16 protein-coding genes and 3 pseudogenes are annotated in these 23,302 nt (G+C 34.3%); 6 read left to right on the forward strand and 13 right to left on the reverse strand.

Annotated elements, in window-relative coordinates; genetic code table 11:
* Window positions 1–29: 29 nt before the first annotated feature.
* A pseudogene (gene mtaB, locus IGB25_RS01325) lies at window positions 30–1,367 on the forward strand (tRNA (N(6)-L-threonylcarbamoyladenosine(37)-C(2))-methylthiotransferase MtaB).
* A gap of 2 nt (window positions 1,368–1,369) precedes the next feature.
* Here mtaB and IGB25_RS01330 read toward each other — a convergent pair.
* Entirely contained in the window at window positions 1,370–1,633 is a 264-nt protein-coding gene (locus tag IGB25_RS01330) for a GNAT family N-acetyltransferase (RefSeq protein ID WP_211065837.1), read from the reverse strand.
* Window positions 1,634–1,771: 138 nt separating this feature from the next.
* Between IGB25_RS01330 and IGB25_RS01335 the strand changes: the two genes are divergently transcribed.
* The 3 genes and pseudogenes from IGB25_RS01335 to IGB25_RS01345 all read left to right on the forward strand — a co-directional run bounded on the left by IGB25_RS01335 (window position 1,772) and on the right by IGB25_RS01345 (window position 3,791).
* A complete protein-coding gene (locus IGB25_RS01335) occupies window positions 1,772–2,461 on the forward strand; it encodes an alpha/beta hydrolase (protein ID WP_247653565.1) in 690 nt (229 codons plus the stop codon).
* A gap of 1 nt (window position 2,462) precedes the next feature.
* Window positions 2,463–3,403 (forward strand): annotated as a pseudogene (locus IGB25_RS01340) (lytic transglycosylase domain-containing protein).
* A gap of 19 nt (window positions 3,404–3,422) precedes the next feature.
* Window positions 3,423–3,791, forward strand: coding sequence for a sulfite exporter TauE/SafE family protein (locus IGB25_RS01345; RefSeq protein WP_211065838.1), 369 nt, complete (start codon window positions 3,423–3,425; stop codon window positions 3,789–3,791).
* 51 nt (window positions 3,792–3,842) lie between these two features.
* On the opposite strand, the gene groL is transcribed toward IGB25_RS01345, so the two are convergent.
* The 7 genes and pseudogenes from groL to miaB form a co-directional block, all read right to left on the reverse strand.
* On the reverse strand, window positions 3,843–5,483 hold the full coding sequence (gene groL, locus IGB25_RS01350; protein ID WP_211065839.1) for a chaperonin GroEL: 1,641 nt from the start codon (window positions 5,481–5,483) through the stop codon (window positions 3,843–3,845).
* Between the two features lie 26 nt (window positions 5,484–5,509).
* Window positions 5,510–5,785, reverse strand: a complete 276-nt coding sequence (gene groES, locus IGB25_RS01355) for a co-chaperone GroES (protein WP_211065840.1) — start codon at window positions 5,783–5,785, stop codon at window positions 5,510–5,512.
* Between the two features lie 133 nt (window positions 5,786–5,918).
* A complete protein-coding gene (secG, locus tag IGB25_RS01360) occupies window positions 5,919–6,269 on the reverse strand; it encodes a preprotein translocase subunit SecG (RefSeq protein WP_211065841.1) in 351 nt (116 codons plus the stop codon).
* A gap of 1 nt (window position 6,270) precedes the next feature.
* Window positions 6,271–7,008 (reverse strand): hypothetical protein, encoded by a 738-nt coding sequence (locus IGB25_RS01365; RefSeq protein ID WP_211065842.1) that lies wholly within the window; start codon window positions 7,006–7,008, stop codon window positions 6,271–6,273.
* Between the two features lie 3 nt (window positions 7,009–7,011).
* Window positions 7,012–7,533: an LptE family protein gene (locus tag IGB25_RS01370; protein ID WP_211065843.1), complete on the reverse strand. Its 522-nt coding sequence runs from the start codon at window positions 7,531–7,533 to the stop codon at window positions 7,012–7,014.
* Complete coding sequence (locus IGB25_RS01375) at window positions 7,520–8,803, reverse strand: sigma 54-interacting transcriptional regulator (RefSeq protein ID WP_211065844.1); 1,284 nt, start codon at window positions 8,801–8,803, stop codon at window positions 7,520–7,522. The genes IGB25_RS01370 and IGB25_RS01375 overlap by 14 nt, the downstream gene beginning before the upstream one ends.
* A 228-nt stretch (window positions 8,804–9,031) precedes the next feature.
* Window positions 9,032–10,479 (reverse strand): annotated as a pseudogene (gene miaB, locus IGB25_RS01380) (tRNA (N6-isopentenyl adenosine(37)-C2)-methylthiotransferase MiaB).
* 448 nt (window positions 10,480–10,927) lie between these two features.
* Between miaB and IGB25_RS01385 the strand changes: the two are divergent.
* Entirely contained in the window at window positions 10,928–11,650 is a 723-nt protein-coding gene (locus IGB25_RS01385) for a T9SS type A sorting domain-containing protein (protein ID WP_211065845.1), read from the forward strand.
* Between the two features lie 233 nt (window positions 11,651–11,883).
* Entirely contained in the window at window positions 11,884–12,888 is a 1,005-nt protein-coding gene (locus IGB25_RS01390; protein ID WP_211065846.1) for an alcohol dehydrogenase, read from the forward strand.
* Between the two features lie 93 nt (window positions 12,889–12,981).
* Here IGB25_RS01390 and IGB25_RS01395 read toward each other — a convergent pair whose 3' ends face one another.
* The 5 genes from IGB25_RS01395 to IGB25_RS01415 are packed head-to-tail and all read right to left on the reverse strand — an operon-like array spanning window position 12,982 to window position 23,273.
* Window positions 12,982–13,875 (reverse strand): GyrI-like domain-containing protein, encoded by an 894-nt coding sequence (locus IGB25_RS01395; protein WP_211065847.1) that lies wholly within the window; start codon window positions 13,873–13,875, stop codon window positions 12,982–12,984.
* An 8-nt stretch (window positions 13,876–13,883) separates the two neighbouring features.
* Window positions 13,884–15,200 (reverse strand): vanadium-dependent haloperoxidase, encoded by a 1,317-nt coding sequence (locus IGB25_RS01400; RefSeq protein ID WP_211065848.1) that lies wholly within the window; start codon window positions 15,198–15,200, stop codon window positions 13,884–13,886.
* A 3-nt stretch (window positions 15,201–15,203) separates the two neighbouring features.
* Window positions 15,204–18,452, reverse strand: a complete 3,249-nt coding sequence (locus IGB25_RS01405) for a VCBS repeat-containing protein (protein ID WP_211065849.1) — start codon at window positions 18,450–18,452, stop codon at window positions 15,204–15,206.
* Entirely contained in the window at window positions 18,442–21,762 is a 3,321-nt protein-coding gene (locus tag IGB25_RS01410) for a VCBS repeat-containing protein (RefSeq protein ID WP_211065850.1), read from the reverse strand. Before IGB25_RS01410 ends, IGB25_RS01405 begins: the two co-directional genes overlap by 11 nt.
* Window positions 21,759–23,273: a VCBS repeat-containing protein gene (locus tag IGB25_RS01415; RefSeq protein ID WP_211065851.1), complete on the reverse strand. Its 1,515-nt coding sequence runs from the start codon at window positions 23,271–23,273 to the stop codon at window positions 21,759–21,761. The genes IGB25_RS01410 and IGB25_RS01415 overlap by 4 nt, the downstream gene beginning before the upstream one ends.
* Between the last annotated feature and the right edge of the window lie 29 nt (window positions 23,274–23,302).

Raw genomic sequence — 23,302 nt, forward strand, 5'->3', positions numbered from 1 at the left:
TTTACAAATGAATAAATAAGAATTAATAAATGTCTAATCAAGTTGCATTTTACACCTTAGGTTGCAAACTCAATTTTTCTGAGACGTCAACAATTGCTCGTCAATTTCAAGATGAAGGTTTTGAGCGTGTTGAATTTGAACAGCAAGCTGATATTTATGTGATAAATACTTGTAGTGTAACTGAAAATGCAGACAAACGCTTTAAAACGATTGTCAAAAAAGCATTGAAAACCAATCCAGATGCATTTGTGATAGGAATTGGTTGTTATGCCCAACTCAAACCTGAGGAATTGGCTCGAGTTGATGGCGTTGATTTGGTTTTGGGAGCAACTGAAAAATTTAAAGTTACCGATTACATTCAAGATTTAAGCAAAAATGATTTTGGCTAAGTGCATTCCTGTGAAATTGACGAAGCTGATTTTTACGTTGGCTCTTATTCTATTGGCGATCGCACGCGTGCGTTTTTGAAAGTTCAAGACGGTTGCGATTACAAATGCACCTATTGCACCATTCCGTTAGCGAGAGGGATTTCTCGTTCAGATTCGTTGAGAAATGTTTTAAAAAATGCTAAAGAAATTTCAGAACAAGGCATCAAAGAAATTGTTTTAACTGGTGTGAATATCGGTGATTATGGCAAAGGTGAATTTGGCAACAAAAAGCACGAACACACATTTCTGGATTTGGTTAAAGCTTTAGATGATGTTAAAGATATTGAGCGACTGAGAATTTCATCCATTGAGCCAAACTTGCTCAAAGATGAAACTATAGATTTTGTAGCACAAAGCCAACATTTTGTACCGCATTTTCATATTCCTTTACAAAGTGGGAGCAATACTTTATTAAAAAAAATGCGTCGCCGATATATGCGAGAACTCTATGTAGATAGGGTAGAACGCATTAAAACCACAATGCCAGACGCTTGTATTGGTGTTGATGTAATCGTTGGTTTTCCTGGCGAAACTGATGAGTTGTTTTTAGAAACTTATGAGTTTTTAAATCAATTAGATATTTCATATTTGCACGTTTTTACTTATTCAGAACGCGACAATACACCAGCTGCTAAAATGGTGGATGGCGTTGTGCCTAAATCTGTAAGAAAAAAACGCAGTAAAATGCTCAGAGGTTTATCTGTTAAAAAACGACGAGCGTTTTATGAAAGTCAAATTGGTAAAACCAAAACCGTTTTGTTTGAAGACCAAAATAAAGAAGGTTATATTCAAGGTTTTACTGAAAACTATATTAAAGTCAAATTGCCTTGGAATCCTTATTTGGTCAATACGCTTCAAAGGGTATATTTAGATGATATTGACCGCAATGGTCTAATAAGAGGTGAGTTGGTTGAACGTGAAATTTTAGAAACAATCTAATTTTAAATCGTAATTCCAGCGGGTAAAAGATGTTTGTATTCTGATCGGTGTTTTTTAAAAAAAGCAACAACAATAGGACATGTTGGCACCACTTTACAATTTTCTTCAACAAGTAGGTCTAAGACTGATTTTATAAATAGGTCTTGATATTTTTCAGAAGATAAAGATTTGTGAATTTCAAAACGGGTTAAAAATATGTTTTTAGTTTGTTCAGAATATTCAAGTTTTATCAGGCAATTTTCAACTTTAGTTTCAAATTGTCTCAAAAAATCGTTTTTTTTAATCTCTAAGGTCATAACTCAAAAAACTTGATGAAGTAGATAATTATTAAATAATCTACAGTGTGATACTTTGAATATATTGTAAATTTACAAAAAATATTTATAAAGAATTTATTTTTAACTATGATAAAATCTTCATCTAATAAATATCAAGTTTATTTGATGCCAGGAATGGTCGCAAACCCAAGCATTTTTGAATATATCAAATTAGATACTTCTCGTTTTGAGATACATTGGTTGAGCTGGCAAGTTCCTATAAAAGATGAAAGTATTCAAGATTATGCTAAACGGATGTTGACGCATATCAAGCATAAAAATCCAGTTTTGATAGGTGTATCGTTTGGTGGAGTTTTGGTACAAGAAATGGCTAAATTGATAGAAGTTAAACGCTTGATTATTGTTTCGAGTGTCAAACAGACTTCAGAAATACCAAAATCTATGCAATTTGCACGTGAAACAGGCATTTATAAATATTTGCCCTTTGGATTGCTGAATTATATTTCTGAAATTGAAAAGTTACCCGTTGGGAATACCATTAGAAAGCGACTAAAATTATATCAACAATATATGTCAGTAAACGATAAGGTTTATTTAGATTGGGCTGTCAAAGAAATGGTGTGTTGGAATCAACCAAAGCCTATGGAAAATATCATTCACGTTCATGGCAATCATGATAAAGTTTTTCCTATCAAAAACATCAAAGATTGTATTGTTGTTAACGAAGGTACACACATTATGATTTTAAATCGTTTTAGGTGGTTTAATGAACATTTACCAGAATTAATACAACACGGATTTTTAAAAGAAAAATAAAATGTTAAGAACAAAATTTATTTACAAAATTATTTTAGGAATCGGCTTGATAAGCATTTTAAGTATTGGCTATTCATTTGTCAATCAAGATGATGCAAAAGAAAACATAAAAACCGAGGATCCCAAAAAAACTTTTGAAGAGAATTATAATGTATTTTCAATTGATGTACCAAAGTCTCTGAATTTTGCAGGCGAACCCGTGCCACTTGACCAACCTGACATCTACGAACGTATGGATAGAGAGCTCTTGGTGAATACCTATTGGCAATCAAACGGAATTCTTATGATTAAACGTGCTAAAAAGTACTTTCCACTGATTGAGCCTATTCTTAAAGCCAATGGTGTTCCTGATGATTTTAAATATCTTGCCGTGGCTGAAAGCGGCTTAACAGATGTTGTTTCTCCTGTAGGTGCAACAGGTTTTTGGCAAATTTTGAAATCAACAGGTGTAGAATATGGCTTAGAAATCAATAGCAATGTAGATGAACGCTATCATATAGAAAAAGCTACTCAAGTGGCTTGCGAATATTTGAAAGATGCTAAAGAAAAGTTTGGAACTTGGACTCTTCTGCAGCGTCATACAATGCAGGAATGTCAGGAATATCTAATCAAATGGAGCGTCAAAAAGCTAAAGGTTACTACAATTTGCTTTTAAATGAGGAAACTGAGCGTTATGTTTTTAGAATTTTGGCTATTAAAGAGATTTTAAGCCATCCCAAAAAGTATTCATTTAATATTGACGAAAATCATTTGTATAAGCAAATTAAAACTAAAACCATAGAAGTTGATACGGCAATTTCAGACATTCCTGATTTTGCGAAACAATTCGGTTTAAATTATAAACAATTTAAAATCCACAATCCTTGGTTAAGAGACAATTATCTTGTGAATAACTCAGGAAAAGTTTATCAGATCAAAATCCCCAAAAAAAATCAATATTAACCAAAATATACTTTAGATTATGAATTTCACTATCATTTTATTTTTAGTGCTTATCGGAATTTTATCTGGATTTTTGAGTGGTATGATGGGTGTTGGTGGTGGTGTGATTATGGTGCCACTTATGGTGTTTTTATTAGGCTTTTCTCAGCATGAAGCTCAAGGAACAAGTTTGGCTGTTTTGGCTGTGCCAGTAACTTTTCTTGCGGCTTACAATTATCATACAGAAAAAGGCTTGAATTGGAAATATGCTTTAATTATTGCCATTTCATTTGTTGTTGGAGGCTATTTAGGATCAAAGCTTGCCGTAAATATCGGCGATCTTTTATTGAAACGAATATTTGGCGTTATCATGTTGATTGCTTCGATTAAACTGATTTTTTTTAAATAAAAAAACCGCCTCAAATTTGAGACGGTTTATATAAACTTGTGATGTTACTAATTACATCATACCAGGCATTCCGCCACCCATTGGAGGCATTCCGCCACCACCAGAACCGTTGTCGTTGTCTTCTTTGATTTCGGTCAAGGCACATTCAGTAGTTAAAATCATGCCAGCAACTGAGGTCGCATTTTCAAGAGCAACTCGAGTTACTTTCTTAGGATCAATGATACCTGCTTTTAGCATATCAACATAAGTTGCTGTTTTGGCATCGTAACCTAAATCGCCTTCTATCACTTTGTTGATAACAACCGAACCTTCGCCACCAGCGTTTTCTACAATGGTTCTCAGTGGCGACTCAATAGCTTTAGCAACGATTTGGATACCAGTAGCTTCATCGTCAGTATCTGATTTAAGGCTTTCTATCACTTTAAGTGTTCTAACGAGAGCAACACCACCACCAGCAACAATACCTTCTTCTACCGCGACTCTTGTAGCGTGTAAAGCATCATCTACACGATCTTTCTTTTCTTTCATCTCAACTTCAGAAGCCGCACCAACATAAAGAACAGCAACACCGCCAGCTAATTTAGCTAAACGCTCTTGAAGTTTTTCTTTATCATAATCGCTTGTTGTGGTTTCAATTTGTGATTTGATTTGGTTAACGCGATTTTTAATATCACTTTCTTTACCACTTCCGTTAACAATTGTGGTGTTGTCTTTATCAATAGCAACTTTTTCAGCTGTTCCAAGCATGTCTAAAGTCGTGTTTTCTAAAGTAAATCCACGCTCTTCAGAAATTACGGTTCCACCAGTTAAAATAGCGATATCTTCAAGCATAGCTTTTCTTCTATCACCAAAACCTGGAGCTTTTACAGCGGCAATTTTTAATGAACCTCTTAATTTATTAACAACTAAAGTGGCTAAAGCTTCACCTTCAATATCTTCAGCGATAATCAATAAAGGCTTACCGCTTTGAGCAGCTGGTTCAAGCACAGGCATCAAATCTTTCATAGCCGTAATTTTCTTATCCACAATAAGAATGTATGGATCTTCAAGATCAGTAGTCATTTTTTCGCTGTCTGTTACAAAGTAAGGAGAAAGGTAACCACGATCAAACTGCATGCCTTCAACAACATCTACATAAGTTTCAGTTCCTTTGGCTTCTTCAACAGTAATGACGCCTTCTTTACCAACTTTATCAAAAGCTTGAGCGATTAAATCACCGACTAATTCATCATTGTTTGCAGAGATAGAAGCAACTTGTTTTATTTTGTCCAAAGAATCGCCAACTTCTTCAGCTTGTTCTATAAGGTTTTTGGTAATAGCTTCTACGGCTTTATCTATACCTTTTTTAAGTTCCATAGGATTTGCACCTGCAGCAACGTTTTTCAAACCTTCTTTAACGATAGCTTGTGCCAAAACGGTAGCGGTTGTTGTTCCGTCACCAGCAAGGTCATTGGTTTTAGAAGCAACTTCTTTAACCATTTGGGCACCCATGTTCTCAAGCTCATCTTGAAGCTCAATTTCTTTGGCTACAGTAACACCATCTTTAGTTACGGTTGGTGCACCGAATGATTTTGAAATAATCACATTTCGCCCACGTGGACCTAATGTTACTTTTACTGCGTTAGCAAGTTTATCTACACCACTTTTGATGCCGTTTCTTGCTTCGATATTGTATCTAATGTCTTTTGCCATTGTTATATATTTTTTAAATTATTGATTTATACTATTGCTAAAATATCGTCTTCTCTCATCATCAAGTAATCTTCGCCATCAAGTTTAAGCTCGGTTCCAGAGTATTTACCATATAAAACTGTGTCTCCAACTTTGACGGTCATATCGTGATCTTTTTTGCCTTTTCCCACGGCAACGACCTTGCCTTGTTGAGGTTTTTCTTTTGCAGAATCAGGGATGATGATTCCCGATGCAGTTTTGGTTTCAGCTTCTTGTGGCTCCACAAGAACGCGGTCAGATAATGGTTGAATTTTTATTGCCATTGTATTTAAGTTTTAAAATTATACTACAGCAACACTTCCTAAAATTGTGCCAGTTTACTTTTGCTGACATTTTGGTAAAAAAAATGCCAACTTATGACAAGCTGGCATTTTATATTTTTTATATTTTAAAAAATTACTCAGACGTTCCGTTTTCTTCCGCAGGTAATGTAGGAATGTTATCAGACGGGGTTTCTGTTTGAGATTTTGTAGGGTTGTCTGTTTTTAAAATTTTAGAATCTGATGTTTCATTAGACATAAGACTGACGTTAGATAATAAAACTAATACTAAAAGTAAGGTTGCTAACACCCAAGTGCTTTTGTCTAAAAAGTCTGAAGTTTGTTTTACACCACCAATTTGCTGTGAACCACCACCGCCAAATGAGGATGATAAACCACCACCCTTTGGGTTTTGAACCATAATTACTAATATTAGTAAAAAGGCTACAATTATGATGAGAAGAAGAAATATTGTAAACGTACTCATATCAATTATGTTCTTGTAATGCTTTAATCATTTTTATTTGGTCTGCAAAGAAACCACTTTTTTTGGGATTATTCAAAATTAATATGTTATAAGCTTCAATAGCTTTGTCATATTTTTTTTGTTCCAAGTATATTTTCGCCAAAGTTTCTGTCATCATTTCTTGGCTAGGCTTTGTTTTTACTGATAATTTAACAGAATAATCTGTTTTGTCAGGTTGATTTATTTTTGGATTTTCTCTTATAAATTTATTGATTAAATCTTCTTTTTTTTGTCTTTCGGGGTTAGATTTTAGCTTTTTTTCATTTTTGTTTTTTTCTAAGGGCTTGAGTTTAGTTAAATTCAGCCATTCATAAAAGCTGTGTTTTTCGTCATTTTGTTGAGGCTGTTGATAGCGTCTTTCAAATAAATCAGGGTCATTAATTTTGCGGGCTTCATCTTCAGAAATTCCAAGTTCGGCTTGGTCTTGGTTTTTTGAGATGGTTTCAACGGCTTGCTCTTGCTCGTCAAGGGTTCTGTTGATAAAATCAAAAAGCATTTCACGGTTGGTTGTGTGTAATGCTGTAGATCTTAAATAACGCTTAAATTCAAAACTTTCTTGAGATTTTAAAATTTTTAAATGCAAGGCTTGAGCGACTTGAAAGTAGGGATAATTTATAGCCAGTTTTTTAAAAGCCATTTCATCTGAAACTTGAATTTGTTCAGGATGTTTGATTTTAGAAATGAGCTCTTCAATTTCCATAGACTACCAATCTGTAAGGGATTCGTTGAAAATATCTTGGGTAATTCTTAAAAATATTTCGTCAATGGCTTCATCTCTCACTGAGCCGATCAATTGTTCGTTTGCACCAAAATCAAAATAGAAAGAGAATTTTTTTTCAAAATCTTTTTCAGGATTTAATGTATTGTAAAATCTTACATTCACAGCGATTGTTAACCTTTGTTGTGCGACTCTGTCGTTAGAAGTTGCTGTCATAGGAGCAACGTAGTATTGTGTGATTTCCCCTTCGTAGATTAAATCTGCATTAGAGTTGGTTAGCCCGAGTTTAGTTTGGTTTTGTATTAAATCTTGTAAAGCTAAAGTAAACTGGCGATCTATACCTGGCTCAACAATAGGAGCGTTGTTTTGAAAGAAATTGACCTGAAAGGTTTCTGCATTTCCAGTATCAGCACCTGTAAATGAATAAGCACCACAACTTAAACAAATTGCTATCAAACTTAGACTTATAATTTTATTGAGTTTCAAAACTATTTTATGATAAGTCATACTGCTTGATTTTACGATATAGGGTTCGTTCACTGATGCCTAACTCTTCAGCTGCGGGTTTGCGTCTGCCTTGATGACGTTCCAATGATTTTTTGATTAATTCGAGTTCTTTGTCTTGTAAAGATAAGGTTTCTTCTTCTTCAATATCTTCTGCAAAATCATATTTGTCTTGATGTGGATCTAAAGCTTTTGATGATTTATGCTCTGGCATTTGAAGAATTTCTAATTCTTGCTCATCGGAAAGGTTTCTTTCGTTGTCATTTGATTCAAATTTTTCTTCATTTTTACCGTAAATTTTATTGATCAGATGTTCATTTTCTTTCTTGACATCGGTATTCTCATCAGATTTTATCAGCTCTAAAGTCAATTTTTTTAAGTCTCCTAAGTCGCGTTTCATATCGAAGAGCACTTTATATAAAATTTCTCTTTCGTCGCTAAAGTCGCTCTTTTGCTTTTTCTGCTCAATCACAGAAGGTAAGTTGTTGCCACTATCAGGTAGGTATTGCAATAAGGTTTGAGCATCAACTACGCGATTGGTTTCTAAAACAGAAAGTTGCTCCGTCACATTTCTTAACTGACGAATATTGCCATGCCACCTGCAATTAATGAGTTGTTTTACGGCATCGTCAGTTAATCTCACGGTTGGCATTTTGTATTTGAGAGCAAAATCAGAAGCAAATTTTCTAAATAACAAATGAATATCGTCTTTGCGTTCTCTAAGTGGTGGTAAATGGATTTCAATTGTGCTTAAGCGGTAGTATAAATCTTCTCTAAACTTTTCCTTTTTAATAGCTTCAGCCATGTTCACATTAGTGGCAGCAACAATTCTGACGTTAGTTTTTTGCACTTTTGAAGAGCCGACTTTTAAAAACTCTCCATTTTCTAAAACTCTGAGTAACCTGACTTGAGTCGTTAAAGGCAATTCACCGACTTCATCAAGGAAAATGGTTCCGCCATCGGCTTCTTGAAAATAACCATCTCTAGATTGGCTAGCACCAGTAAACGCCCCTTTTTCGTGACCAAAAAGTTCACTGTCTATGGTGCCTTCTGGAATGGCACCGCAGTTGACTGCAATGTATTTATTGTGTTTGCGATGAGAAAGCGAGTGGATAATTTTCGGCAAACTCTCTTTACCAACACCGCTTTCACCCGTAACTAAGACTGAAATATCCGTTGGGGCAACACGAATCGATTTTTCAATCGCTCGATTGAGACCTTCATCGTTACCGATGATTTCAAAACGTTGTTTTATAGCTTGAACAGACTCCATAAGCCCCTAAATCCCCAAAGGGGACTTTTTGTTAGTTGTTAATATTATAAATTTATTCTTCATATTCTAATGTTTTGTTTCATAAGCCTTCCTTTTGGGAAGGTTGGATGGAAGCCCCTAAATTCCCATAGGGGACTTTTGTTTTGTTGTTGATATTTTAAATTTATTCTTCATATTCTAATGTTTTGTTTCATAAGCCTTCCTTTCGGGAAGGTTGGATGGAAGCCCCTAAATCCCCAAAGGGGACTTTTCAATGGCTTCGCCTAAGAGTGTTGCGCTGGTGCAATCTTTAATTTTGACCATTACAAAATCTCCGATTTTATAATTTTCCTTAGGAAAAACCACCATCGTGTTTTGGGTGTTACGTCCCGCCCAATGTTGGTCTGATTTTTTTGATTCTTTTTCAATTAAAACTTCTTCGACTCGTCCAAGGTGTTGTTTTGTGCGGTATAAAGAGTGTTTTTGTTGTAATGCAATGATGTCTTGTAAACGTCTTTTTTTGACTTTTTCAGGTACATCATCTTCTAATTTTCTTTCAGCCATTGTACCTGGACGCTCAGAATAGGCAAACATAAATCCAAAATCGTATTTGACATATTCCATCAGCGACAGTGTGTCTTGATGGTCTGCTTCTGTTTCGGTTGGGAAACCTGCAATCATATCTTGAGAAATACCGCAGTCTGGAATTATTTTTCTGATGTTATCTATCAGGTTGATATATTCTTCACGGGTGTGCAAACGGTTCATCGCCTTTAAAATTCTGTCGCTACCACTTTGAACTGGTAAATGAATATAGTTGCAAATATTTTTATGTTTTGCCATACTTTCTATGACATCCATGGTCATATCTTGTGGATTGGATGTTGAAAAACGAATGCGCATACTTGGTTGGGCTTGAGCTACCATATCCAAAAGCTTAGCAAAATTTACGGCCGTAGCTTGTTGCATCGGGCTGGCTTTTTTGAAGTCTTTTTTCAGTCCACCGCCATACCATAAGTAGCTATCCACATTTTGACCTAATAAGGTAATTTCTTTGTAGCCTTTTTTCCATAAATCGTTGACTTCTTCTATGATGCTTTGTGGGTCGCGAGAACGCTCTCGACCTCTCGTAAATGGCACAACACAAAATGTACACATATTATCGCAACCTCTTGTAATGGAAACAAAAGCCGAAACACCATTACTTTGCAATCTTACCGGCGAGACATCAGCATAGGTTTCTTCTTTAGATAAAATGACGTTGACAGCACTTTGACCGCTTTCAACTTCTTCGAGCAAATTAGGTAAATCTTTATAAGCATCTGGACCAACCACTAAATCCACGATTTTTTCTTCTTCGAGAAATTTGCTTTTTAGGCGTTCAGCTATACAACCTAAAACCCCGACTTTCATTTGGCTGTTGTGTTTTTTAACGGCGTTAAATTTTTCAAGTCGTTTTCTGACGGTTTGCTCAGCTTTATCGCGAATTGAGCAGGTGTTGACCAACACTAAATCGGCATCTTCAAGAATTGAAGTCGTGTTATAACCATTTTCTGAAAGAATAGACGCCACGATTTCGCTGTCGCTAAAATTCATTTGGCGACCGTAACTTTCTATATATAGATTTTTGGTATTGCTTTTATTTTGGGTTTTACCAAAGCTTCACCTTGTTTGGTTTCATCAATAATCTTTTCCATCAAATCATTATATTTCTGCAAATATAACTTGTTTAAAAGACAAGACAAAATGTCATCTAATAATTGTTTTTTAACATTTATAGGAAAAATTTTAAGATATTTTTTGTTATATTTGGTTATAATCTAAGACAAATTATTATGCACAACAGCACAACAGCACAACAGCACAACAGCACAACAGCACAACAGCACAACAGCACAGTAAATTTATTAGTTTATTATGCATGATGGTAATTATTTCATGTATATTAAGTATTCAAACAACTGCTCAAACATCTCAGGGAGAAACACATTCTAATACAGGCTTAAGCTATAATTATGTCATTAATTCAAATAATAGTAACCAATTAATACCCGTTGACCAACTACCTCAAGGTAACTACATTGTCAACCTAATTGCAAATGGAGAAATTTTGGATACTAAAAACTTAATTATAAATTAATTATTATGAAATTACAGCTATTTTTATTTTCATACCTTTTTGTTGTTTTAAATTTGAAAGCACAAAATCCTCAATTATTTCAATATGATTGGAGATTAGAATCAATTACTACAGATTCAGAAATCTATGTGCCAAGTCCTACACCTAATCCAGATCCAAATAATGGTACAGACTTTGATTATCTTATTTTTAATAATAATTTAAGCGGATATAGCTTTAATTTTGGTATATATGGTAATGTTGTAGGTGAAGATATTATTTTCGATAATACTGATCAAAGTTTTGATATATCCAACTGGATTTTGACTATGGGACAGTCTAGTGAAGCATCATTATATTTTTTATATAATTTTATTTTAACTGAATTTAACGGTATTATTACTAACCCTTTTAATTATAATATTACAACAGTTGGAGATATTAACTATTTAAATATAACCAACTCTATCGGAGAAGTGGCTACTTTTTATGCGGCTAATTTGAGTCAAGAGGAGTTTTTAAAAGATTCTATTACTTTTTATCCCAATCCAGTTTCTGAGGTTTTAAACATCAAAAGTTCAGGAATACCAATTGAAAAGGTAAAGGTTTACGATTTAAATGGTCGTTTGGTTTTGAAGTCCAATTTTAAAGATGGTCAAGTCAATGTGAGTCCATTGCAAAAAGGCATTTATATTTTAAATATCGAAACTTCGGTTGGGGTTTTACGGGAAAAGTTGGTGAAAGAATGATTTAACCATATTAAAAAATCTGTTTTTCATCAATAATCTTTTCCATATGTGGCTTTTAAATTTCTGCAAAGATAGTCGGTCTTAAGTTTCTAACAAAGTGTCATCATGTTCTTTTTTTTGAAGATTTAGAAGTATTAATAAGCAAACAAGTTTTATTATAATTTTAAGACGTCATGTTTTTTACTTGTGCTATTTTTAAAAAAATTACTTATCAACTTTTAAATTAAATAAAAATGAAAGCAGCACAAATTAAAGAAGCAAAAGGAGAGTTTCAAATCGTAGAGATAGACAAACCAACTCCAAAGAGCAACGAAGTTTTGATTAAAGTTCAAGCTTGTGGTATTTGTCATTCAGATGCGTTTGTAAAAGACGGTACTTATCCAGGTCTTGAATATCCAAGAATTCCAGGGCACGAAGTTATCGGAATTGTTGAAGAAGTTGGGGCTGATGTCAATATTTGGAGTAAAAATCAACGTGTAGGTGTTGGCTGGCACGGTGGACATTGCTTTGAATGTGAACCTTGTCGTAGGGGAGATTTTATTTCTTGTCAAAATGCAAAGGTAAGTGGGATTTCTTATGATGGCGGTTATGCCGAATATATGTGTGCACCTCAAGAAGCACTTGTAGCAGTCCCTGATGAGTTAAAATCTGAGGAAGCGACACCTTTGTTATGTGCAGGGATAACGGTTTTTAATGGATTAAGAAATTCGGGTATTATAGCAGGTGATTTAGTCGCTATACAAGGAATAGGAGGACTTGGACATTTGGCTATTCAATACGCTAATAAAATGGGAATGCGAACAGTTGCGATTTCTACAAGCGATGATAAAAAAGATTTAGCCACTAAACTTGGTGCTCATCATTTTATCAATGCCAAATCTGAAAACGCCGCAGAAAAACTACAAGAATTGGGTGGAGCTAAATTAATTTTAGGAACTGCACCAAGTGGAAAGGCTATGACTTCAGTTGTTGGAGGTCTTGGTGTTGATGGAAAACTATTGATGGTTGGAGCAACTCCAGAACCTGTTGAAGTTAGACCAATGGAAATGCTAATGGGAAGAAAATCTGCGACGGGTTGGCCTAGCGGAACACCAACTGACTCTGAAGACACTTTGAATTTTAGTGCATTATTTGGTGCTAAACCTATGATTGAAGAATACAGTCTCGATGATGTTAATGAAGCCTATGATAGAATGATAAATAATCAATCTAGATTTCGTGTGGTTTTAAAACCGTAAATTAAACATCAGTTCGATTTAAAAATTCATAAACTATAAACATTTGAATGGTTTAAGGACGAAAGATTCTGAAAATTGATTTTTATCTATAATTTATTCTTTAATCGGCATATAAATTTCAGTCTTCCATTTGGTATCATCTCCACCAAGCATCGGGTTGTTAAAGTAAATTTCTACTGGCGATAAGTCCAACTCGATTCCTTTACGTTTGGCATAATGATACATCGCCAACCATGCTTGGTCTGAAATACTGTAATTGCCGTGAAATATCGCTTTTAAAGCTTTTTGAGATGCTAAAGTGTCAGCTTTTACAAGTTGGTCAACAGGATATTTTTTTTGACTTTCTACAGGAAAGGCATATCGAAAGGAAATGCTATCTGTCTTGGGTTGCCAATAGTTTACTTTGACAAAAGTCTTACCGTTTTTAGTTACTAAACTGTCCTGATTTTTGCTGAACAATAACGGATTGCTGTTAATCATATATCTCGCTTTATCAGCACGTTTAGCTTGGTGTTCAATATATAAATATGCTGTAGAATTAATGGTATCAATGCCTTGAATGGTTATATTAAAAATCTCAGAAAATTTATCAGCACTATCTTTTAAATGTTTTGAAATTTGGATCAGACTATCTAAATTCTGAGATTGATTGAATAGACTTTTGTAACGTTCAGATAGACTGTGATTTTTATTTTTAAAATAAAGTTTAACCCTTGAATTTGTATCATTAATATTTTTAAATTCCCACAAAAGTTCAAAAGGCGTTTGGTTGATTTTCATGGTTTGTTTTATACTTTCAAATAAAGCTTTGTGTTCAGTTTTTATGCTTTTATTATCCCAAGTATTGGGATCTAAAATCATATGATAAATAGTACCTTGAGGTAAATCAACTGTGAATTCGATTTGATGGTCATAGGTTTTAAAAAAACTGAACCAAATTAAAATGATAAGAAATAGAACACCAATAAATCCAAAGATTTTTTTCATAAAATAATTTACAAATTGATGTTTTGAACTACATATCGCCCAACTTGTTGTCCTTGTTTTAAGCCATTTGTGTTGGCAGGCATATAGTGAATCCCGCCATACAAACGGCTCATCATCGCTTCTTTTGCGACTTCTCTAAAGGAATTAAAACTTCTCACAGGCAAACCGTAAGTCGTTTCCGAAGGATCTTCAAAAGAAAAATCATCGCCATAAATATCGGTCAGCACCTCTGATCTTGCACCAGAAACCACTGAGTGTCCGCTGGTGTATTCAGGAAAAGGTGGCGTTTGTAAGATGGGCGTCCATTGTTCGTCGATATAGCGATTGATAACGGTTTCTGGTCTAATGGCATTAGTATCATATTTTTCTTCCCAAACACTTATAAAAGCGTCATAAATTCCTATACACAAAAAAGCGTAACTTCTAACCGTTTCAGCAAAATTAAAATTTGCTTTTTTAGCGGCTATTTTATTAATAAGAATCCAATGAGCACCTGGCGTAATTTTTTTAGTAGCAAACATCATATGACCTTTGTGGGTTGAGACATAAGGATTGCAATCCCAAAACTGTGCAATCTCAATCATTTCAGATTTATCGCCGAGTTCACGGGCTTTATTCACCGTATTGTAAACATGCATGACTTCTTTGTAGTATTGACTATCTTTTTCTATTGAAAACGGTGTTGGTTTTTCAGGTTTAAATTGTGAAGCACTATCTAAAACAAAAGTTCGCATTTTATCCCAATTGGGTTCTATGCCATCCATATAATCTGGTGGTGTTGGCACCCAACGCGATGGGTCTTCTGTGTTGATAGAAAATTTAGGCATTGTTCGGGTTTGGGCATAATTGTCTTGTTTTGTCCATTCCATAATGTGTTGACTCACTTGATTGGCATAGTCTAAACTCTTTTCAAACTTTGATGATTTAGACCAGTTTTGATAAATACTATCTTTATAGGCTTTGATTTTTTGAGTAGAAAAAATCAGTTCTTCACCAACATTGAGATAAGCCATTACAGTTGCCATCTTAAGATTGACTTCAGACAAATTTTTGGCTTTTGGAATGGGAGAGAAATGCTCAATTTGTCCGCTTAAAGAATTATAGTTGTTTGTAGTATCTTGAACAACGATTTCATAAGCTGCAATGCTTGGATATGCATACACACGGCTGGCTACTGGAGGCGAAAAGATATCGTAAACCATCACTTCTGTGAGTTTGTCAAGTGCGTTGTGATAATCATCTGGTGTAACTTCTATGTCTTGTTTTGACTTGCAACTCAAAACTCCAACTGCCAGTAGAAGTATTAGAAATTTGAATGTTTTCATTTTTTATAATTTATACAATTCAATGGCATCATTATTATAAGTTACCATCAAATATTTTTCCATTTTGTAATTTAAAATATTAAAATTAACAACCGCTTTGTTGTAAAAATTAACGCCAATATCTTCGGCAGTTAGCCATTGCCCATTTTGACTCAAAGCACCGCCAGCAAAACTACCAAACCGACCGTGATAGGGTTTTACACCGAAATAGTTTCCGCCGAATAACAATTCATTTTGTCCGTTATTGTTGAGGTCTATTGGTTTTAAAGCGGTTATTGGTGCGACTTGAAAATAGTCGTCAAGTGGATGAAAAACCCATTTTTTATTTTCGAGTTTGAGATAACCTGAAGCGGTTGTATGAACTTTGAGAATTTCAGCTTTATCGAGTTGGGTTTTATTAAATATTTCATCAATAGATTTACCTGCAAAAGCTTTGTAGGAATTAAATTTCTTTTTAAGCGATGGCATTTGTTGAGATAATTCATCAAAACTGTTGATAGGATAATACTTACCGTTTGTGTTGATACATACTATACTTTCAGTTTGACCATTATTGTCAAAGTCGGCATAGTAAAGTCGTAAAGGTTTTTCATCAGATGCTTTGAATTTTGTATTCGTGCCGAAATTGCCTAACACAATTTCCTGTTGTCCGTCGTTTTCAATATCAAATAAAGCGATACTTTGCCAAAGTCCATTGAGGTTTTGAGGTAGAAACTCTTTTGAAATATCTTTGATTTGCTCGTTTTTTATCTTTAAAATTCTTGGTGGCATCCATTCGCCTGCGGTGATGATTTCTTTTTCGCCGTCGTTGTTGATATCAAACCAAATAGCATCGGTAACCATACCAAAGTTTTTGAGCAAGTCAGATTTTATATTTTCAAAACCATGGCAATTGTTTTTAAAAATATAAGCATTAGGTTTTTTGCCAAAATCACTACTCACGGCGTGACCAAATCCGTAAAGGTTTGGACAGGTTTTACCATCTTTTAAAATCACGGAAGTGTGAAGAAAATTTTGAGGCAATTCTATAGCCGAAAAAGTAGTGTCTTGCTGAACAAAAAGGCGGTCTGTTAGTGCAGAGGAACTAGTATAAAACTCACCACCAGCATTACCTACTAATAAATCATTTTTGCCGTCATTGTTGTAATCTGATATATCTGCAAAAATATTCTCGGCTTTGATTAATGCTTCAAAATTTTTATTTTTATATAACTCAAAACCACTGTCATTTTGAATGAAAATTTGTGGATTTATAAACTTTGAACTTCCAAAAAACACATCATCAAGCCCGTCGTTGTTGAGATCGCCAACGGCTGAGGCTGAAATTGCACGATCTGAGATTTGATAAGGGATTAAACCCTGACGTTTAAAATCGATATAGCGATTTTCTTGATGAGAGAAATTTAATCCAGGCAAACTATCAACTGAAGTTAAAAGCGGTTTCATCTTCGGTTTTAAAGTTTTATAATCAAAGGAATCTCTATTATAAATTCTTTTGATATTAAGCGTTCGGTTGGTTTTGACATCTTCTGCCACTTGGTAAGTTTGGTCTGGCCAAATGATTTTTAAAGAGTCAATTTTTGAAATGGTATCAAACCCGAAAAATATTTTTTGCTCAGATGAAGATTGAAAACCTTTGGTGGCATAAAGCTGACGCCATTGTGATTTTCCGTTATAATAGGCTATGACTTTAGTGCCGATTCCAGTTTTGTTTTTAGGTTTATAATCAAAATTGAGTTTTAAAAATGTATGTTTCTTAGGTGAATGGTTTTGATAAACGCCTGCACTTTCATTAATGTTGTTGACAACCAAATCTAAATCGCCATCATTATCTAAATCGGCATAAGCTGTGCCAGTAGAGTAGGTGAGTTCTTCTGGTAACCAATTTTCAGTTTTGTTTTTAAATTTTAAACCTTCAGAACCTTTAAAAATTCTATTTTGGAGTTTGCCATCAGGCATTTTATCTAAAGCCTTTTGGTCAATTAAACTCGTGTTTTCTATCTTTTGTTTGACGCTTTCGTTTGAAATATAATTGATATAATCTAAATCATTAGGTCGTTTAGGAATTCCGTTTGAGATGAATATATCTTGATGGCCGTCTAAATCGTAATCGGCAAACAAGGTCGCCCAAGACCAATCGGTGGCTTCGATACCGCTGAGTATGGCGGTTTCTTTGAAATATTCTCCATGTTGATTGACTTGAAGCATATTTCTAGAATATTGATAATGATAGCCAAGTCTTTCAACTCTAAATTGTGACATTTCATAATTCTCATCGCCCATTGAACGCTTGATTACAACTTCATCATCTGGAGCCATATCTAAGCTAAGAATATCCATAAAACCATCGGCATTGATATCGGCAACATCGCTTCCCATAGAAAACCGACTCATCATTGTTGTCATTGATTTTGAAGATTCTGTAAACGTGCCATCTCCGTTGTTGATGTAGAGATAGTCGTCTTCGTGAAAGTCGTTGCTGACATATATGTCTGTCCAACCATCGTTGTTAAAATCGGCTGTGGCAACACCTAAGCCATAAGCATTTACGCCACCATAGATGCCTGATTTTTCGCTGACATCAACAAAACTACCGTTGTCGTTTCGCAATAGTTTATCGCCAGTTTCGTAATTTCTTTCGTTTCTGAGTGAAGCTTTACCATACGAATTTTGTGTATGCACGGCGTGATTGAGCAAATATAAATCTAAATCGTCATCATTATCATAATCAAAAAAAGCGACAGAAGAGGAATAGTTGTCAAAATCTAATCCATATTTTTTGGCTTGTTCTGTAAAAGTTTCATCACCATTGTTGATATAAAGTTCATTATGACCTTTAAAACCATTAATGCCAGCGACGGCACAAACATATATATCGAGAAGTCCATCGCCGTTGACATCGGCCATACTTACACCAGTATTCCAATCAGAGTTTTGTTGAATTCCAGCTTGTTCAGTGATGTCTTTAAATTTAAAATTCCCTTGATTGATGTAGAGTTTGTTATCACCTTGATTTGAAGTTAAAAAAATATCTACCTTATCATCTCTATTGATATCGCCAACGGCAACGCCACCGCCGTTGTAGAAATATAAATAGTCTAATATGTTAGCATTTTCTGTTTCAACAAGTTTGTTATTAAAATCTAATCCTGTTTTGTCAGCTGACAAACGTTCAAACTTTATCTCTTGTTTTTTTTGACAAGAAAAGAAGAACACAATACAGACAAGTGATATGATTATTTTATGGTTCATATCTAAAAATTAAAGGTTTATCATTATTTCTGCCCACTAAAATGTAATGCTTATTATTTTGATCTGTCGTTGTTTTTAAAGTTCTCACTTCGCCTTTGATTTTAAAATTGGTATTCTTTTTAAGATAAAATTCATCGTTTTTATATCCAACAAGATGTCCTTTTGAAGCATCAAGACGAGCAAATTGCGGTTTGAAGTGATAAAAGTTTCCTGCGGCTACAATAAAAATTTCACCATTCATTTCTATGGAGTTAAGTGCTTGAATTGACGACCATTGGGTTTCTGAAGGTAAATATTTGATACCGTATTCAGTGTTAGACGTTTTAAATGCTACAAAAGACGCCAACTCCGTCAGTTGTTTTGTTATGGCTTGATTGACTTTGTCTTTGCCAAACAATTCTGATATAGATTGCTCAGCGAATTTTTTATAGGACATATTATCTTTTTTGATGCTTGGAATTTGATTCGCCAATTCGCGCTTGAGTTGATAAGGTTTATCTTTATCATCAATATGTCTTGTAATGATTTGTTCAATGGTGCCGTTGTCATCAAAATCATTCACAAAAAGTTTTGCTGGTTGTGCTGAAGTTGGTTGTAATTTGAAATTCTGTCCATAGTTACCAAATATCAGCTCTTTTTGGTCATCATTATTAATATCTAAAGCCATTACAGCATTAAACAAACCTTTATACTGATTGAGGTTAGTGTTGAATTGCTCTAATCGTCGCCCGTTGTTTTTAAAAAACACGGGATGCATCCATTCGCCAACAACGATAAGGTCTGCAATGTTGTCATCATTAAAGTCGTGCCAAATGGCATCTTTAACCATTCCGAGATTTTTAAAATCGAAAGCTTTTTGCACTGTGATGTCTGTAAACTTACCTTCTCCATTATTTTCAAAGAGTTTACTTTTGGGGTTAATGCCGTAGATGCCAGGCACCGAAAAATTACCTACGAACAAATCTTTGTCACCATCTTGGTCAAAATCAGAAGCTTTAATAACTGCTGTGTTGTAGCGGTTAGATATGGTTTGAAAAAGTTCAAAAACACCTTTGCCATTATTTTTTAAAACCCGAATCTGGTATAGTTTGTTGGTTTCATCTTTAAAATTGCCGCCAGAGCCAAGTATCAAATCTAAATCACCATCGCCATCGATGTCCACAAAAGTTGAAGCGGTGTCTTCAAATTTTGCCATTTTATCAAATAACGTTTGATTTTGGGATGAGATGTTTTGACCTTTCAAATTAAACAGTTGAGCGGCTTGACCTTTAGCACCACCTATAAAAACTTCATCTTGTCCATCGCCATTGATATCACCATGACTCATTGTTGGTCCTTCACGAGATTGCATTTTAAAAATTAAACCTTCGTGGTCAAAATCGACATAAAAATCTTCGTTATGGCTTTCTACTTGAGGTTCAATGATTTTAAAAAGATTTGAATCTGACTGCGTTTTAGAATAAGAGTAAGTAGATGTATTTGAACTATTGTATGAGATGTTTAGACTTTGATTGGCTTTGATGTTTTTTAAGGTTTGGTATTCCGCATTTGGCCAAATGACTTGAAGTGAATCTATGTTTTGTGCATCACCCAAGCCAAAATGCATTTGATAAGTTACGGAAGACTGAAACCCACGCGTAGGCATAACTTCATTGCTGATGATTTGTTTATTAACATAAGCTTTGACTAAAGTTCCAATACCAAACACATTTGGTTTTTTAAATTTTAAATTGAGGTTGAGGTAATTTTTATTTTCAGAATTGTTTTTAAAAACAAAAGCTTCACTATCAATATTATTGACCACTAAATCTAAATCGCCATCTTGGTCTAAATCACTATAAGCGACTCCATTAGAAAAACTTTTGATGTCAAAACCAAATTCGTGGGTTTTGTTTTTAAAAGTCAAATCGCCTTGATTGACAAAAGCGTAGTTGGGAACAGGATGACTTGGCATAATATTGATGATAGAGTCTTGACCAGTTTTTTGACCTGATGTGGTCATTTTTTGATAGACTTCATCAGCAAAAAAATCAATAAAATCTTGATTGGTTAAATCTTGTTTTATTCCATTGGAAACATACAAATCTTTATACGAATCATTATTCATATCAAATAATAATGCTCCCCAAGACCAATCGGTTTTAGCGATGCCACTGAATAGTGAAATTTCTTTAAAATGACCATTGCCGTCGTTGAATTGAAGTGCATTTTGCATAAATTGGTTATAAAATCCGCGATTTATTTTGAGTTGTTGCAAATCGTAATTTTCAAAATTGGTTGTGGTTTTTAATCGGGCATCGCCTTCAGGCAACATATCGGTAGAAAATATTTCATAATATCCGTCATTGTTGATGTCAGCTATATCGGCACCCATAGATGATAAACTGATATGTTCAGTGCGGTTGGTGATATCTTCTACAAAAGTGCCGTCGCCTTGATTGATATAAAGGTAATCTCTTTCGTAAAAATCATTGGAGATGTATAAATCTTTATAGCCGTCAAGATTGATATCTCCAACCGTTACGCCAAGTCCAAACCCAATTAGGCTACCGTAGATACTTGCTTTTTCAGTAACATCAACAAATTTGCCGTTTTGGTTTTCCAACAGTTTATCACCACCACCTTTGACGTCTTCAGGCACATTCCAGTCTTTGGCTCGCAATTCTCGTTTGTTGTTAAAGCCTAAACTGGCTACTGGAATAAAACTGTTATTTAATATATACACATCCAAATCGCCATCATTGTCATAATCAAAAAACGCAGCGTGAGTTGTAAATCCCGACTCATCTAAGCCGTATTTTTCAGCTTCTTCTGTAAAGGTTAAATCACCTTGATTGATGAAGAGTTCGTTTTTTTGGTCATCGCCTTTTTGGTTGCCAGCATTGCAGACATAGATATCCAATAAGCCATCTTGATTGATATCTACAAAAGCCACGCCAGTTGACCAAGCCTTACTGCCACTAACCTTAGCTTTTTTGGTAATGTCTTCAAATTGAAAATTACCTTTATTGAGGTAAAGTTTATTTTGACCTTGATTGGCAGTAAAATAAATATCTTCAAAACCGTCATTATTGATATCACCAACGCCAACACCGCCACCATTATAAAAATATCTATAGCTAAATATGTTAAAATCTTCTTTGTTTTGAATATTATTGGCAAAATCGATTCCAGTTTGTTCACTTGTCATCAGTTTAAAAACAGGATTTTCGGGAATGTTTTTCTCTGAAGTTAGCTTTTCAGTTTGAGTATTTTTATTCTGACAACTCAGTATAATAAATATTGATAAAAAACCAAATATTCGTTTCATTTTAATAATTTTCTAATTTGTAAGCTGTCGTTATTTGACCCAAAAATAAGCCATTTTTCATTTTTAACCTTAATAGTTTCAGCTGAATTTATTCGACCTTTAAGATTCAAGTTATGATTTTTCCATACCGAAAATCTGTTGTTTTTGTATTTTAAAATCAATCCGTGATTGGCATCTAATTGACCGAGTTGTGTGTTGAGGTTAAATCGATTTCCAGTTAAAATTAATTCTGGTAAATCATCACCATTTACATCTGTATCTAAAACAGCGTTAACGGATGAAAACTGTACATCTTGTGGCAAGTTTACACTTTTAAAATTGAAGTTACCTAAATTTTTATAGAAGCTTGTTTCTAAAGTATAGACATGTTTTTTATCAGCACCATTCCAGAGTTTGGGATCAAAAACATCTTCAATTTCAGCTTTGGCGAAAGCTTTGTAGCTTCTAAATTTTTTGTTGATTGTAGGAATTTGAGCGACTAATTCGTCTTTGGTGTTGAATAAAACTTCTTTGTCTTGATGAAAATAACTCAACAGACTTTCAGCTTGTCCATTTTGATTGAAGTCGTTGAGATGCAATTTTAGAGGTTGTTCAAAACTTGCTTTTAACTTGGTGTTGGTGCCAAAGTTTCCAGCAATGATATCTTGAAGTCCATCGTGGTCAATATCTACAAAATGAATGGTATTCCACAAACCATTTGAATTTTCAAGAGCTTTGATATTTATTTTTTCAAATGAATTGTTCTTTAATTCAAAAACTTGAATTGGCATAAAATGTCCAGCAATTATCAATTCAACCTGACCGTCATTATTGAGGTCTTTAAATTGTGCATCTCTTATCATTCCTAATTGATGCGAAGATAAATATGCACGCGTAGCATCTTTAAAGCTGTTGCTTTGTTGGTTGAGTAGTAGATAACTTTTAGGCGATTGACCAAAAGTATTAAAATCTATACCTGCCCCAAGAAAAACATCAATATAACCATCTTGATTGACATCGGTTGTGGCTATGCTATTGAATTGCTGATTTAACACTGGAAAAGCCTTGTCTTTGAAGATAAACTTTCCATTATCATTAAGATATAATCTTGGTTGTAAAGCTACACCAGATTGAAATTCGTTGCCGCCAGAAATCACGATTAAATCTAAATCATTATCGTTATCAATGTCTATAAATTTTTGATCGAGATCTTCATTTTTCTCGTGGGTTCTAAAAACATCTTCTTGTTGAGATTGAAAACTTCCATCGGCTTGTTGAACAAATAATCGACTTGGTTTGAACTTGGCGTTTCCGATAAAAATATCATTTAAACCATCTTGATTGATATCAGCTATACTGACTTTTGGACCGAGATTTGCATTCATATAAGGAATGAGCGGTTGGCGACTAAATTCGTAAGATTGATATTCATAATGTTCAAATGGAATTTTTTTAGAGGAAATATTCTCAAACAAATCTGTTGAGTTTAAAATAGTGTAATCAAACTTTGAGATGGCATTTGATTGTTTCACGGTAAGTGTTTGGTTGATTTTGATGTTAT

The organism is Flavobacterium sp. CS20 (assembly GCF_018080005.1).
In the GTDB taxonomy this organism is placed as follows: domain Bacteria; phylum Bacteroidota; class Bacteroidia; order Flavobacteriales; family Flavobacteriaceae; genus Psychroflexus.